Source organism: Microbacterium sp. NPDC089186, from assembly GCF_040685115.1.
GTDB lineage: Bacteria > Actinomycetota > Actinomycetes > Actinomycetales > Microbacteriaceae > Microbacterium > Microbacterium galbum.
Genome location: NZ_JBFBHJ010000001.1, coordinates 905,160 through 920,424 on the forward strand (window position 1 = coordinate 905,160; position 15,265 = coordinate 920,424).

Sequence of the window (15,265 nt, forward strand, 5' to 3'; positions counted from 1 at the left end):
CGGCCCGCCTCCCTCACAATCGCGACAGGTGCGCCTGCGCCAGGATCTCGGCCTTGGGCCGCTCGTTCGCCGCGAGGGCGAGCCACGTCTCGACGACCGTGTCGGGGTTCAGCGACAGCGACTGGATGCCGCGCGCCACGAGCCACTGCGCGAAGTCGGGGTGGTCGCTCGGTCCCTGCCCGCAGATGCCGACGTACTTGCCCTGCCGCCGACACGCGTCGATCGCCAGTCCCAGCAGGTGCAGCACCGCCGGGTCGCGCTCGTCGAAGGCGGATGCCATGAGCGCCGAGTCGCGGTCGAGGCCCAGGGTCAGCTGGGTCATGTCGTTCGAGCCGATCGAGAAGCCGTCGAAGTGCTCGAGGAAGCGCTCCGCGAGGATCGCGTTGGCCGGCAGCTCGCACATCATGACGACCTTCAGGCCGTTCTCGCCGCGGCGCAGACCGTTCTGCGCGAGGAGGTCGACGACGGCCTTCGCTTCGCCGACCGTGCGGACGAAGGGCACCATGATCTGCACGTTGGTCAGGCCCATCTCGTCGCGCACGCGTCGCAGCGCCTCGCACTCCATGTCGAAGCACGCCCGGAACTCCGGCGAGACGTACCGCGCCGCCCCGCGGTACCCGAGCATGGGGTTCTCCTCGTCGGGTTCGTACAGCGTGCCGCCGAGCAGGTTGGCGTACTCGTTCGACTTGAAGTCCGACAGACGCACGATCACGGGTTCGGGAGCGAAGGCCGCGGCGATCATCGAGACGCCCTCGGCGACCCGCCGGATGAAGTACTCCTCGGGCGAGGGGTAGGCCGCGATGCGCGCGCGGATCTCGTCGGCGAGGGCCCCGTCGAGGCGGTCGAGCTCGAGCAGCGCCCGCGGGTGGATCCCGATCTGACGGTTGATGATGAACTCGAGCCGCGCGAGCCCGACGCCCGCGTGCGGCAGCCGCGAGAACGCGAAGGCCTGGTCGGGGGTGCCGACGTTCATCATCATCTTCACGGGGGCGGCCGGCATCCGGTCGAGCTCGGTCTGCTCCTCGGCGAAGTCCAGGATGCCGTCGTACACGAGGCCGTCGTCGCCCTCGGCGCACGAGACGGTGACCTCCTGGCCGTCCGTCAGCGCGTGCGTGGCGACGCCCGTGCCGACGACGGCGGGAATGCCGAGCTCGCGCGCGATGATCGCCGCGTGGCAGGTGCGTCCGCCGCGGTCGGTGACGATCGCCGAGGCGCGCTTCATGATCGGCTCCCAGTCCGGGTCGGTCATGTCGGCCACGAGCACGTCGCCGTGCGCGAAGTCGGCCATCTGATCGATCGAGCTGAGCACACGCACGCGGCCTGCGCCGATGCGCTGGCCGATCGCGCGACCCTCGACGAGCACCGCGCTGCGCTCGGCCAGCACGAAACGGCTCAGGACGTTCGCCGACCGCCGCGACACCACAGTCTCCGGTCGGGCCTGCAGCACGTACACCTGTCCGTCGATTCCGTCCTTGCCCCACTCGATGTCCATCGGGCGGCCGTAGTGCTCCTCGATGACGAGGGCGATGCGGCCGAGCTCCTCGACCTCCGCGTCGGTGATCGAGAAGCGCGTGCGGTCATCGGCATCCACCTCGACGAAGGCCGTGCTGCCGTCGACGTGCTGTCCGTCGGAGTACCGCATCGCGATCGCCTTCTCCCCCACGCTGCGCTTGAGGATCGCGGGGCGGCCGGCGGCCAGGCCCGGCTTGTAGACGTAGAACTCGTCGGGGTTCACCGCGCCCTGCACGACCGCTTCGCCGAGGCCGTAGGAGCTGGTCACGAAGACCGCGTCGTCGAAGCCCGATTCGGTGTCGAGGGTGAACATCACGCCCGAGGCGCCGACATCGGAGCGCACCATGCGCTGCACCCCGGCCGAGAGGGCGACCTCGTGGTGGTCGAAGCCGTGGTGCGCGCGGTACGCGATCGCGCGGTCGTTGTAGAGCGAGGCGTAGACCCGGCGGATCGCCTGGAGGATGTTCTCGATCCCGCCGATGTTGAGGAAGGTCTCCTGCTGCCCCGCGAACGACGCGTCGGGCAGATCCTCCGCGGTGGCGCTGGAGCGGACCGCCCAGGTCACGGCATCCGGGTCGGTCTCGTTCGCGACGAGAGCGGCGTAGGCGGCGCGGATGTCGGCGTCGAGGTCGTCGGGGAAGGGCTGCTCCTCGATCCACGCGCGCACGCGGGCGCCGAGTTGGGCGAGGGCTGCTACATCGTCGACGTCGATGCCCTCGACGGCGGCGCGGATGCGGGCGTCGAGCCCGCCCTCCGCGAGGAACCGTGCGAAGGCGTCGGAGGTGGTCGCGAACCCCGGGGGAACACGGATGCCGGCGGATGCCAGGTGCGACACCATCTCGCCGAGCGAGGCGTTCTTGCCGCCGACCTGGGCGAGGTCGCTCATGCCGATCTCGTCGAAGCGCAGGATGTTGGTCATGGGGTGGGCCTTTCTCGGGGTCGGTCCCGCAGGTTCATGGACTGCAGGATCACGGCGGACATCTCCTCGACGCTCCGGGTCGCGGAGCTGAGGAACGGGATGTGGGTGCGGCGGTAGAGGTCTTCGGCCCGGCGGATCTCGAGGGTGCACTGGGCGAGGCTGGCGTAGGTCGAGTGCGGGCGGCGTTCGTGCCGCACCTGACTGAGACGCAGGGCGGTCGTGGTCAGCCCGAAGCAGCGCTCGGCGTGAGGCGCGACGATGCGGGGCAGCCCGTCGGTCGGGAAGTCGTCGTCGGTGAGCGGGTAGTTCGCCACGAGCAGCCCGTAGTGCAGGGCGAGGTACATCGTGGTGGGGGTCTTCCCGCACCGCGAGGGGGCGACGATGATCACGTCGGCGCTCGCGAGGTCGCGCCCGCTCTGTCCGTCGTCGTGCTCGATCGCGAACTCCACGGCCCGCATGCGGCGGAAGTACTGCTCCAGATCTCCCAGGCCGTGATACTGCCCCGCGCGGGTCTCGGCGGTCGCACCGAGCTCCGCCTCGAGCTCGGTGAGGTGCCCGGCCAGCAGGTCGATGACCACGGCGCCCGCGTCGGCGAGACGTCCCCGGATGCCGGCATCCTTCACCGTCGCGAAGACGATCGGCGCATCGCCCGTCCCCTGGGCCGCGGAACGGGCGAGCCGCGCGACGACCGCGTCGACGGCGGTGACGCTGCCGAGGAAGGGGATGGTGTGCCTCTCGAAGCGCGCCCCCGGGAAGTTCGCGAGCAGGGCGCTGCCGAGCGTCTCGGCGGTGATACCCGTGCTGTCCGACACGAAGAACACGGCGCGCGTGCCGGCGACGAGGCCGGGCTCGGTGCGCTCGCCGGGTGAAGTCGCGGGCGGTGTCATCGCGGCGGAGGGCGCGGCCGTCGCGTCGAAAGGGGGGACCATGCGATGACGCTAGGGGCGTCCGCGCGCATTTTTGCGACCGTTATGAATGAAAGAAGACGCATTCTTGCTGCTGCGCTAAGGGACCGGTTGTGGTCCGACCACCCTCCCGCTTGGAACCCTTTTCGCCCGGCGTTCTCCGGCCGGTCGGTCGGGAAGGGACCGGCGTCCACGTCGACCCGCCACCGTGACAGACGGAAAGGACACCATCATGGTCGTCACGTTCGCGATCGCGCTGACCCTCGCCGGCGCCGGCGCGCCCACCCCGGCCCCCGAGGGCGGTGCGCCGGGGGACTCCCAGATCATCGTCGTCGAGGTCCCCGACGCCGCCCGCGCGACACCGACGGGCGGGCCGACCGATGCGCCGACCTCGCCTCCTCCCGGGCGCCCGTCGCCTTCCGCGACGCCCGACGGGTCCCTTCCCGAGACCGGATGGGATGCCGCGGGTCTCGCCGCCGCGGCCGTCATCGGCTCCGGGGCGCTGGCCGCCGGCATCCTGATCTCCCGTTCGCGTCGTCGCGCGCGCTGAGGTGTCGAGCGGGAGCTGCGCGCCGCCCGAGCCTCGCGCCGGGGCCTCGCCCCCGGGCGTCGCGCCGCCGCCTCGCGCCCTAGCCGCGCCCGCGCCTCGCGCCCTACCCGCGTCTCGTGCGGGGGAGCGCCCGGGCCGTCACTGCATCCAGAGCACGATGCCGCGCTGCCCCGTGAGCACCGACGCCACCCCGGCGCGCACCGCCGCGGCCGCGCGCTCCGGGGTGAACGACGCGGGATCGTAGGCCGCCGCCGTGCCCAGGCCTTCGCCGCGATAGGCGGCTCCGGTCCAGTCGGCCGCGGTGACGTTCTCGGTGGGTTCGGCGAGCTCCGCGCCGACGATGAGGAACTGCCGGTCGAGATGGTTCGCCGTCACCGTGGCCAGCGGGTCGACCAGGGCATCGCCCGCGCTGATGATGAGATCGGGGTTCATCCGCATGGCCGCCACCGCCCCGTCGATCATGTCGTCGTCGGCATGCACGATCTCCAGGTCGGCGCGGGTCTCGTCGGCCCACTCCCTCACCGCGTCGACCAGGACGGCGGTGGGGGCGTCGTCGCCGACGGTCAGCAGAACGACGCGGTACCCCGCGGGCGCGCGCACGCCGCCCCACGACCCGGGCTCGGGGTTCAGCGTCGATTCGGGCGCCGGAGGGGTGAGGGGGAAGAAGCCCTCCGCGGGAGTGCCGATCGGCGCGGGTGCCGCTCGCATCTCGCTCCACCCGGGCTCCGAGCTGCAGCCGGTCAGCATCGCCAGCAGCACGAGCGCCGCCGCGGCCGTCATCCTTCGCTTCACGGTGACACCCTGCGCGACGCGGGTGACCCGCGGGCGAACACCGGGCGCACGTTCCCTTTCCGTTCGCCCCGCCGCGTCCGACCGTTCACGCCGGCGGGACACCCTCGGCGACGGAAGGGACCCCATGTCAGAAACGATCCGCCGCGTGCTCCGCCCCCTGTTCGTCGCAGCGACCGCCGTCGCCCTCCTCGCCGTCGCTGCTCCGGCATCGGCGCACGGCATCCGGTCGGTGGTCTACGCCGACCTGTCGAGCGGGGGACCGGGCGTCGTGCACGCGCAGCTGCAGGTCGAGTACGACCTGCTCGTCGTGTCCGCGGCCGATGCCGCGAAGGACGACGCCCTGTTCCGGGCCGGGACCGACGCCTTCGACGCCCGGGATGCCGACGCGCAGGTCGCCGCCCTCCAGGCGCACCGCAATGACGTGTCGTCGTACGTGGCCGGGAGGTTCCGCGTCGCCGGAGCGGCGGCGTGCACCCCGACCATTGCCGACGACATCGCCATGACGCAGCAGGAGGGCGTGCCCTACGCCGTGCTCGAGGTCGACTACGCCTGCCCGCCGTCCGAGAACGGGCACGAGGTCGTCTCGTCGCTCTTCCCCGACGACGAGGGCTTCGTCACCGACACGAAGACGATCCTCACCTACGCGCTCGACCTGCACGAGGGCAGCACGGTGCTGGATGCCGAGCATCCGTCGTTCTCGACGGCGCAGTCGCCGCTCGAGCGCTTCTGGGAGTTCTTCCGCCTCGGCGCCGAGCATCTGCTGACGGGGATCGACCACATCCTGTTCCTGCTCGCGCTCATCGTCGGGTCACGACGTCTGCGCGAGGTGGTCGTCGCCGCCACCACCTTCACCGTGGCGCACTCGGTCACGTTCATCCTCGCGGCGACGGGCGTCGTCGCCGCTCCTCCTGCGATCGTGGAGCCCACGATCGCCCTGTCGATCGCGGTGGTCGGCGCCTGGTACCTCTGGCGCCTCTGGCGCCGGGGTGAGGTCGATCAGGATCTGTCGCGTGCCCACGGCTTCCTGCGTCTCGATCGCGCGGGGTGGCTGCGCGTCGGCGTGGTCTTCCTGTTCGGACTCGTGCACGGACTCGGCTTCGCGTCGGCGCTCGGGATCGACGAACCGTGGTCGTGGACGCTGCTGTGGTCGCTGCTGGTGTTCAACATCGGCATCGAGGCGGTGCAGATCGGCCTCATCGTCGTCGTCTTCCCGGTGCTCGTGCTGCTGCGCCGGCGGTTCCCCCGCGTCGGGATGTGGGCGAGCGGCCTTCTCGCGGTGGTCGTCACCGTCGCCGGTCTCGTGTGGTTCGTCCAACGCATCCTCGGCGTCGAGTGATGGGCGTTGCTCGACTCGATGGCTGTGCTGCGTCCGCCATTCACGCGCTCGTCACCGAGCGGGCGGAGCGTGGGAACACCCGCCCGATCGCGGGTCCCCACAGAGAGAAACGGATCATCATGCTCCTTTCCGCATCGACGTCGCACGGGACGCGCACGCGTCGCCGCGCCGCGTGGATCGCAACGGCCGCCGTCGGCGTCTCGCTCGTGCTCTCGGGCGCGACGACGGCACCGGCCGCCCTCGCCGACACCACGGCGACGCTCTCCGGCGTCATCCTGGGCGTCGGGGCCGACGAAGCGCAGCGCATCGTCACCTGGTACTCCTCGGCCGACACCGCGCAGTCGGTGCAGGTCGCGCCGACCTCGTCGCTGGTGAACGGCCGGTTCCCGGCGTCGGCCACGACCTTCTCGGCATCCGGTACCGCCAACATCGCCGGCAGCGGCGGCTACAACCGCCACGCGACGATCACGGGTCTCGCCGAGAACACCGCGTATTCGTACCGTGTCGGCTCGGACGGCAACTGGTCGCCGACCGCCGCCTTCTCGACGCAGTCGTTCGACGGGGACTACGACTTCCTGTTCTTCGGCGACCCGCAGATCGGCTCGTCGGGCGACATCGCGAAAGACCAGGCGGGCTGGCAGGACACGATGAACGTCGCCGTCAACGCCAACCCGAAGGCCGAGATGCTCGTCTCGGGCGGCGACCAGGTCGACGCCGCCAACCGCGAGGACCAGTGGAGCGCGTTCCTTGCACCCGACCAGCTGCGACAGATCCCGTGGGTCGCGACGATCGGAAACCACGACGTGGGCGGCAAGGCCTACGAGCAGCACCTCTACACGCCCAACACCGACCGCACCGGCGCGTACTACCGCAAGGGAGCCGCGAGCATCGGCACCGAGTCGGGCGGCGACTACTGGTTCATCTACAAGGACACGCTGTTCATCGACCTCAACAGCAACAGCTACGCCACCTCCCAGGGCGGCGGCGGCGACGACGCGCACGTGGCGTACGTCACCGACGTCGTGAACAAGCACGGCGCCGAGGCGAAGTACACCGTGCTCGTCTACCACCACGCGATCTACTCGCCGGCCGATCACGCGAAGGATGCCGACAACAAGGTGCGCCGCGTGGACTTCCCGACCACCTTCTCCAAGCTCGGCGTCGACCTCGTGCTCCAGGGTCATGACCACAGCTACTCGCGCTCGTACGAGATCAAGAACGGTGCGAAGGCGAACGCCGACGAGAAGCCCGGTCAGGACGAGGTCTTCGAGGGCCCCGGCGGTGTCGTCTACGTCACCGCGAACTCGGCATCCGGATCGAAGTACTACGACATCACCGCTCCCGACAGCAGCGGCACGAGCGGAGCCGGGAACGGCGCCGACCCGCTGAACCCGGCGAACTACTGGTACAACTCCGTGCAGAACCAGGAGCACGTCCGCACCTACGTCAAGGTCCAGGTCAAGAAGGACCAGCTCGTCGTGCAGAACATCCGCTCCGGCGACTGCTCGGCCCCGAACGCGGCCGTGGAGCTGAACAAGGTGCTGTGGTGCGGTCCTGAGAACGGCACCAAGCCGGCCGAGGCCGTGGGGTCGATCCAGGACGAGGTGACCATCCACCCCAACCACGGCGACGGTCAGGACATCCAGGTCGACGTGCCCTCGGGCGCCCCCGGCGAGTTCGGCTGGACGATCAACGGGCACAACGGACTGGTCGACCTCGGCACCGCCGAGGAGAAGAACCTCCAGTACTTCGAGGCGACCGGTCAGATCAATCCGATCTCCGTCACCGACACCCGCGCGAGCAAGGCCGCGTGGTCGGTCTCGGCGTCCGTGGGTGACTTCGTCGACGGTGACAAGACCTTCCAGGGCACGTACCTCGGATGGACGCCGAAGGTCGTCACCCCGGGTGCGGGCGCGGTCGCGGGTGCGGCCGTCGGCTCGGGCTACGACGGCGGTGCCGGCCTGTCGACCTCGCAGGTGCTCAGCTCCGCGCCGATGGGTCACGACCGCGGCGCCGGCGTCGTGGGCGCCGACCTCGACCTGAAGATCCCGAACACCATCAACAAGGGAAGCTACCGCGCGACCCTGACCCTCACCGCGTTGGCCGGCTGACCAGCGATCCGGGCCGGCGGGGAGCACTCCTCCCCGCCGGCCTCTCCCGAAGGACCCTCATGAACCTGTCCCCCCGTCTGCTCGCCCTGACCCTCGCAGCGCTGACGACCGCGTCCGCGCTGCTCGGGGCGTCTCCCGCCTCGGCCGCGACCGACGACGTCAGCTGGACCGTGCGCACCGCCTCGAACGCCCTGGGCGCCGATCGCACGAACTTCTCGTACGCGCTCAACCCCGGCGCGCACCTCGACGACGGTCTCGTGGTCGCCAATCGCGGCACCGAAGCGGTCGAGCTCGACGTCTACGCCGCCGACGGATACACCACGTCGACGGGAGCGGTCGATCTCCGGCTCGCCGCGGAGCAGCCCACCGGGGTGGGCAAGTGGATCGTCGTCCCCCAACGGCACGTGACCGTGCCCGCCGGACAGACCGTCGAGGTGCCCTTCACCGTCGACGTGCCCGCCGACGCGACCCCGGGCGACTACGCCGGCGGTGTCGTGACCTCGCTGACCGTGACCGACCACTCCGCGAACGTCAACGTCGACCGTCGTCTCGGCATCCGTGCCGGCATCCGGGTGGGCGGCGACCTCGTGCCCGCGCTCTCGGTCGACGACGTGCGCGTGGACTGGGACGGCGGCGTCGTCCCGTTCCTGTTCGGCGACGCCACGGTGCATTACGGCCTGCACAACACCGGCAACGTGTCGCTCACCGCCGACGACGGCGCCGCCGTCGCGGGGCCCTTCGACCTCGGACGCATCGAGGCGGCACCGGATGCCGCAGCCCCGGTGATCCTGCCCGGGGAGACGTGGCCGCGCGACGTCCGCGTGTCCGGCGTGGCGGCCATGGGCCTGCTGTGGGCCTCGGTGACGGCGACGCCCACGGTCACCGACGCGTCGGGCTCGATCACCGCCCTCGATCCCGTCGAGGCCTCCGCGGTCGGCGTGGCCGTGCCCTGGCCTCTGCTCGTCCTGCTGGCGCTGGTCGTGCTGGCGGCGGTCTTCGCGCCGCGCTGGCTGCGCGCGCGTCGTCGGCGCCGCCAGGAGGCCGAGGACGCCCGTGTCGCCGAGGCCGTCGCACGCTCGCTGGCGGAGAAGGACGACGCCCTGTCGCACGCGGGGTGAGCGGTCGATATCTCGACGTCGGCGCACACGGAGGCCGCTCAGCCCCCGAGGAATAGACTGGATGCCAACGTCTTTCGCCCGTCGGGAACCCTCCGTGACCACTCCTCCTGCTGAACGCGCCTTCGACCTGCGCCATCTGCAGCTCGCGCGCGCCCTCTTCGCCGCCCTCGCGGCCGCGATGATCACGTTCTCGTCGGACCACTCCGCTGTGCTCGGCCTGAGCGTCTTCAGCGGCTTCGTGCTGGCGACCGGACTCACGCTGGCGCTGTCGGCGTGGCTCGTCTTCCCGGCCGGGCAGCGCGCCGTCCCGGTGACGCTCGCGGCCGTGTCGTTCGCCGCGGGTCTCGTCGCGAGCGTCGGGGTGTGGCGCACCACCGGCATGTTCTTCGGCGTGGTCATCACGTGGGCGATCGTGTCGGGCGTCATCGAGCTCGTCGGCGCGCTCCGCGACCGCTCGGCGGGTCGCACCGCCGGCGTGCGCGACGGCATGCTCATCGGCATCCTGGGCATCGTCCTGGGAGCCGTCCTGCTGCTCACCCCGATGCAGTACGCGCTCGACTACAGCATCACCGGCGCGGGGTCGTTCACCCTCACCGGGATCACCATCGCCGTGGGCCTCTTCGGTGGATACGCGGCGGTCGTCGCCGTGTTCCTCGCGATCGCGGGCTTCTCGCCCCGCCGCACCGAGCCCGTTCCGGCCGTACCCTCCGAGGAGGCCGCGTCATGACCGACAAGCCCACCACCCGCAAAGACCTCATGAAGCCCGTTCAGCTGCTCGGGCTGGCGTTCGTCGCCGCCCTCTTCGCCGGCTTCGTCACGCTCATGTCGATGGGGTTCTTCCAGACGCGCCCCGCCGACCAGATCCAGCGGGCTCTCATCGTGGCCCTCGTGGCGGCCGGAGCGACCTTCATCATCGTGCTCGTGAGCGTCGCGCTCATGCTGCTCGCCGTCGACCCGTCGAAGGTCACCGCGACGGTGGACCGTCCGCTGCTCCTCCCCAAGGACGCTCCGGATGCCACCCCCGCCGCCTCCGCCGAGCCCGAGGCTCCGCGTGCCGCGGACTCCGCGCCGCGGTCGGAGGGCGCCACCCCGCCGCATTCCACCGACGACGGCACCGCTCCCCGCGCCTGACCCCCGGCCCCGTCGCCGTCGCGTCGCCGCGGTCATCGGCCGGCGCCTTGTCGGTCCTCTCGCCCCACCTGCGGCGGTGCGTGTCGCCCTTCTGGTGGGCATGGGCGCCGCGGACCGGCCATGACCGGGACAGGGATGCCGCGCCCCGAGCGCGACCGCGCAGGGCTCAGGCGCGCCGCGGGTCGATCATCGTCATGCCGGCCGGGGAGGCGGCATCCATCCCCGGTAGCAGCGTCGCCGCCTCGCCGAGGCCGATCACGCGCTCGATGAGCTCCTGAGGACGCAGGGCGCCGCTGTCGATGAGCGAGAGCATCTCGGGGTAGTCGACCGCGGCCATGCCGTGGCTGCCGAGCAGGTCGAGCTCCCACGCGATCGCGCGGGCCATCGGCATGGCGGTCATTCCGTCGTCGGTGGGCAGCAGGCCGATCTGCACGTGTCGGCCGCGGCGTCGGAGGCTCAGCACCGCGTCGCGCGCGGTCTGGGCGCTGCCCACGGCGTCGACCGACACGTGACTGCCCCCGCCGGTGATCTCGTGCACCGCCGCGGCGATGTCGGTGTCTCCCGCGGTGAGCGTGTGCTCCGCGCCGAGCCGGCGGGCGGCGTCGAGCGCGGCGGGCGTGCGGTCGACGACGATCACGCGCGCCCCCAGGGCGACGCCGATCATCACGGCGCTCAGCCCCACCCCGCCGGCGCCGACGACCGTGACCCACTCGCCCGCCTGCACGCGGGCGCGGCCGGTGAGGGCGCGATAGGCGGTGGCGAAGCGGCATCCGAGGGCCGCCGCCGCCTCGAACGAGACGCCGTCGGGAATGCGCACCACGTTGGTGTCGGCGGCGCGCAGCACCACGCGCTCGGCGAAGCTGCCCCACTGCGTGAAGCCCGGCTGCTGCTGGTCGGGGCACACCTGCGCGTTCCCGCCGAGGCACCACTCGCACGCGCCGCAGCCCATGACGAAGGGCACCGTCACGCGATCGCCGATGCTCCAGCGCTGCACGCCCTCGCCCACCTCCACGATGACGCCGGCCAGCTCGTGTCCCGGCACGTGGGGGAGGGTGACGTCGTCATGACCCACCCAGGCGTGCCAGTCGCTCTTGCACAGACCGGTCGCGTGCACCTCGACCACCACGCCCCCGGCGGGGGCCGACGGCGCGGCCACCTCGCGCACCTCGAGGGGTTCGGCCAGGGCGTCCATGATCATCGCGCGCATGGCATCCATCTTCTCAAGCGACCGCGGGTGCGGCCCGTGACGACGCCGGGCACGCGATCGCCCCGGGCGCCGTCGAACGGTCCCGGGGCGATCGCGACGCGTCAGGCGCGGCGACGCCGCACGTGCATCATTGCGGCGCCCGCGATCAGCGCAGCGACGGCGAGAACGGTCACGGCGATCGGCGCCTCCGTTCCGGTGAGCGCGAGACCGCCGGTGCCAGTGCCACCCGGCGTCGTGCCCGCGCCGGCGCCGCTCCCGCCTGGCGTCGCGCCCGGGTCGACTCCGCCGGGCGTGGTGCCCGGGTCGGTCCCGCCCTGGGCGGTGACCGTCACCTCGGCGGAGCGGATCTCCTCGACGTTGCCCGCGACATCGGTCGACCGGAACGACAGCGTGTACGTCCCCACCACCGTGAGCGGGATCTCCGTCCCGGTCGTCCACGTCGCGCCCGCATCGAGCGAGTACTCCGTGGAGGCCACACCCGACGCGGCATCGGTCGACACCAGCGTGACCACTTTGCCGCCGGCGATGACCGGAGCCGCGACATCGGGCAGGGCCAGCGCGCGGCTCATCGACGCCGTATCCGAGACATCCGCCCCGGTCACCGGTGCCGTCGTGTCGATACGCACGGTCAGCGACCCGGAGACGCCCTCCTGCTCGACGCCGTCGAGCAGGGCGCGGTAGTCGACGACGTGGGCGCCGTCGCCGGTGACCTCGAACCCCGTGCCGTCGGCCCACTCCCCGCCGTCGATGCGGTGCTGCACGACCACGCCGGCGGAACCGTCGTGCTGCAGCGCCACCGACACCGCAGCGGTGTGCCACCCGGCGGCGTTCGGCTCGGAGTCGAGGACGGGCGTGATGACGCTGATCCCCGCGGCCTCGGGCACCGCGATCTCCGGGATCTTCAGGTACGAGCCCGGCGTGGCGAAGGTCAGGCGCAGGCCCGTGGAGAGCACGGGCGCGAACGACAGCGTCGTCTCGGTTCCGTTGCTGACGGTCGGGGCGGCCCCGGTCGGTGCGACGGGCAGCCAGGTGCCGGACGCGTCGCGATACTCGGCCGTCACCCCCGCGATGGACCCTTCGATGTTCGTGAACGCGACCTGGTTCACGCGGTGGGTGCCGGTGGTCTCGATCGTGAAGGTCGCGGCATCCTTGTATCCCGCGTCGGTCCAGGTCGACCACTGCGTGTCCTGCTTGCCGTCGCACGCGTTCCCGGCGGGCATCGTGGCCCACTTGGTCTGGTGGAAGGATGCCGACACCGTGGCGTCGTCGCCGCGGCACACGTTGGGGATCGAGGCGTTGCCCCACACCGCGACCTCCGCGATCGACTGCCAGGTGTTCGCCTCGCTCGTCAGCCGCAGGCGCAGCGCGCTCGCCGCCGGGAGGGAGCGGGCGTCGATCACGGCCACGGGCGCCGGCTGCGTGGCATCCTGCGACAGGGTCGCCTCCACCTCGGTGTCGACCCAGGCGCCCGAGGCGTCGCGGTACTGCGCCTGGATGCGCGAGGGCCACGTCGCCCTCGATCCGTCCTTGTAGGTGTGCACGACGATGGAGTCGAACGTGCGGGTCACGCCCCAGTCGAACTGCAGCCAGCTGTCGCGCGGGTAGCCGTTGCCGGTCCAGTCGTCCCAGCCCTTGCCGGTGGGGTTGCCGTCGACGATCGTGCCGACGAGGTCGTTGCGGCTGGATGCCGACACCGTCGCCTCGGGGGCGATGTTCGCGATGCCGGGCTCGGTGACGGTGATCGTGCGGTGGAAGGTGCGGCCGACGGTGAAGTCCGCGTCCGCCGCGAGTGTTCCGGTCACGGTCTGCGGTCCGAGCACGCTGGTGTCCAGCGTCGACCACGTCACGCCGACGGGCGCGGAGGTTCCGTCGACATCGACGCTCACCGAGGTGGGCAGCGTCGGCACGGTCCCGCGGCGCACCGTCGTCGGGACGGCGCCGTCGGCGACCTTCCACGTGCCGTGGCCGAAACCCTTGTCATCCCAGTACGAGGCGTCCCAGCCGTCGCCGTAGCGCGCGGGGTCCTCGGCGGCGGGGTTGTGCATCTCGAGGCGGCCGTTCTCGCCGACCGTCAGCGGCAGCCACACGTACGTCGAGTTCGATTCGCCCTCGTTCCAGCGGTCGCCCATGTAGACGAATTTGCCGGGCTCGAGCTCGAAGACGTTGGTGGCCTGCGAGCCGAAGGTCGAACGGTTCGTGTCGCCTACCGAGAGGAGGCCGTCGGCTCCGTCGGGGATGCTGGCGTACCAGGTGTTCTCGTTCGCGTCGCCTGCCTGCACGCCGCGGATCCAGGTGCCCATGAGGCTCTGCGCGGTGTAGTAGGTCTGCGGGTTCGGAGCCCACCCGGTGGCTCCGGAGGCGATGGCGGTATACGTGCCGTCGCGCTCGAAGAGGGCGGGCGCCTCGAGGTAGCCGCACTCCTTGACGATCTGGAAGTCCTGTCCGCGCACCGGCGCGTCGGCCGTGCCGTCGGCGAAGACATACGGGTAGCGGCCGTCCTCGGAGTACTGGTGGACGTCGAGGGTGTCGGAGCCGGTCGTCTTCACGACGTTGGTGTAGCTGTCGTCGAGCTCGGCGATGTAGAGCGAGGAGTTCTCCTCGGACGAGTACGAGATGTACGCCGTGCCGTCGTGGTCCTGGAAGACGGTCATGTCGCGGGCCTGGCCCGGGACGGCGTACTGCGAGCAGCCCTTGTAGTCGGTGCGGTTGGGCATGCGGTAGGCGCCCACCATGCGGAAGGGGCCGGCGGGCGAGTCCGAGACGGCGACCGCGGCCATCGAGCGGGCGTAGGTGCTGCCGCCGGGTTCGGTGCGCCCGTCGGCGTGCCACCACATGACCCACTGACCGGTCTTGTCGTTGTGCAGCACCTTCGGACGCTCGAAGATCGCGGTGTAGTCCGCCGACCGCTGCGAGTCGAGGTGGTACGCGAGCGCGTCGATCTTGTCGGTGCGCGGCTGGCCGTTGTCATCGACCGTGTCGTACAGGTTCTCGAAGTAGGGCGTCAGCAGGTCGTCGCGCGTCGTGATGCTGCGCAGGGCGTCGCCCAGATTGGTCCAGTTCATCGCATCCGTCGAGCGGTACACCGCCACGCCGGGGCTGTTCCAGTACCCGTTCGTGCGGTCTTCGCCGTACCAGTAGTAGACGGTCTGTCCGTCCTCCTGGGTCGTCACGACCTGCCCGCCGTGCGCCTGGATGTGCCGGCCGTCGGTGTCGTACCACTTCGGCTGGAAATAGTCGGCGGAACCGCGTCCCGGATCGGCGAGCGGCTCGAACCTCGCGTAGGCGACCGGAGGGTCGACGCGGGGGACCCCGTCGTTCGGGTCGGTGGGCACGCCCGTCGCCGCGGCCGCGAGGGGGGATGCCAGCGCCCCGGCGAGCACGGCCGCGGTGGCCGCCGCGAGCAGGCGTCGAAGGGGGAGGGGGTGTCGATGCGTCATCGCGTCTGTTCCGTTCCGTGCCGCGACGGTGCGGCACACGTCGGCCGAGGCCGAGGGGGGATGTTGACGTCAACACCCTAGGCGCACGATGCCGCGACGTCCACCGTTTTGCCGTCATCCCGTCGTGCCTTCACCCGGCGCCGTGCCGAGTTCCGGCGCTCTCGCACCCCGCAAAACCCGTCGAGTGTCCACGACATGCCGCGTCGAGGAGCCGCCTGCGGCGTGTCCTGGACCCGTGACGGGGATG

Annotated in this window: 11 protein-coding genes; 6 read left to right on the plus strand and 5 right to left on the minus strand. The window is 71.4% G+C overall.

Annotated elements, in window-relative coordinates; translation table 11 throughout:
- Positions 1 to 13: 13 nt before the first annotated feature.
- Both ppsA and AB0N82_RS04300 read right to left on the minus strand, forming a co-directional pair.
- The gene (ppsA, locus tag AB0N82_RS04295) at positions 14 to 2,431 is read right to left on the minus strand and encodes a phosphoenolpyruvate synthase (protein WP_363388539.1); all 2,418 of its coding nucleotides are present in this window, start codon (positions 2,429 to 2,431) and stop codon (positions 14 to 16) included.
- Positions 2,428 to 3,360 carry a pyruvate, water dikinase regulatory protein gene (locus tag AB0N82_RS04300; protein WP_363388542.1) on the minus strand — a complete coding sequence of 311 codons (933 nt, stop codon included), beginning with the start codon at positions 3,358 to 3,360 and terminating at the stop codon, positions 2,428 to 2,430. Before AB0N82_RS04300 ends, ppsA begins: the two co-directional genes overlap by 4 nt.
- Before the next feature lie 208 nt (positions 3,361 to 3,568).
- On the opposite strand from AB0N82_RS04300, the gene AB0N82_RS04305 reads away from it, so the two are divergent.
- Positions 3,569 to 3,886, plus strand: a complete 318-nt coding sequence (locus AB0N82_RS04305; protein ID WP_363388545.1) for an LPXTG cell wall anchor domain-containing protein — start codon at positions 3,569 to 3,571, stop codon at positions 3,884 to 3,886.
- A gap of 138 nt (positions 3,887 to 4,024) precedes the next feature.
- Here the strand turns inward: AB0N82_RS04305 and AB0N82_RS04310 are convergent, their stop codons facing one another.
- Positions 4,025 to 4,678 carry a hypothetical protein gene (locus AB0N82_RS04310; RefSeq protein ID WP_363388548.1) on the minus strand — a complete coding sequence of 218 codons (654 nt, stop codon included), beginning with the start codon at positions 4,676 to 4,678 and terminating at the stop codon, positions 4,025 to 4,027.
- A gap of 124 nt (positions 4,679 to 4,802) precedes the next feature.
- On the opposite strand from AB0N82_RS04310, the gene AB0N82_RS04315 reads away from it, so the two are divergent.
- The 5 genes from AB0N82_RS04315 to AB0N82_RS04335 all read left to right on the plus strand — a co-directional run bounded on the left by AB0N82_RS04315 (position 4,803) and on the right by AB0N82_RS04335 (position 10,374).
- Positions 4,803 to 6,014, plus strand: a complete 1,212-nt coding sequence (locus AB0N82_RS04315) for a HupE/UreJ family protein (RefSeq protein WP_363388551.1) — start codon at positions 4,803 to 4,805, stop codon at positions 6,012 to 6,014.
- Positions 6,015 to 6,133: 119 nt separating this feature from the next.
- A complete protein-coding gene (locus tag AB0N82_RS04320) occupies positions 6,134 to 8,125 on the plus strand; it encodes a metallophosphoesterase family protein (RefSeq protein ID WP_363388554.1) in 1,992 nt (663 codons plus the stop codon).
- Between the two features lie 59 nt (positions 8,126 to 8,184).
- Complete coding sequence (locus AB0N82_RS04325) at positions 8,185 to 9,243, plus strand: DUF916 domain-containing protein (protein WP_363388557.1); 1,059 nt, start codon at positions 8,185 to 8,187, stop codon at positions 9,241 to 9,243.
- 94 nt (positions 9,244 to 9,337) lie between these two features.
- Positions 9,338 to 9,970 (plus strand): acyl-CoA synthetase, encoded by a 633-nt coding sequence (locus AB0N82_RS04330; protein ID WP_315994205.1) that lies wholly within the window; start codon positions 9,338 to 9,340, stop codon positions 9,968 to 9,970.
- Entirely contained in the window at positions 9,967 to 10,374 is a 408-nt protein-coding gene (locus tag AB0N82_RS04335) for an amino acid transporter (protein ID WP_363388560.1), read from the plus strand. Before AB0N82_RS04330 ends, AB0N82_RS04335 begins: the two co-directional genes overlap by 4 nt.
- A 166-nt stretch (positions 10,375 to 10,540) precedes the next feature.
- Here AB0N82_RS04335 and AB0N82_RS04340 read toward each other — a convergent pair whose 3' ends face one another.
- A complete protein-coding gene (locus AB0N82_RS04340; RefSeq protein WP_315994207.1) occupies positions 10,541 to 11,581 on the minus strand; it encodes a zinc-dependent alcohol dehydrogenase family protein in 1,041 nt (346 codons plus the stop codon).
- 101 nt (positions 11,582 to 11,682) lie between these two features.
- The gene (locus tag AB0N82_RS04345) at positions 11,683 to 15,018 is read right to left on the minus strand and encodes a discoidin domain-containing protein (RefSeq protein WP_363388563.1); all 3,336 of its coding nucleotides are present in this window, start codon (positions 15,016 to 15,018) and stop codon (positions 11,683 to 11,685) included.
- Positions 15,019 to 15,265 lie beyond the last annotated feature (247 nt).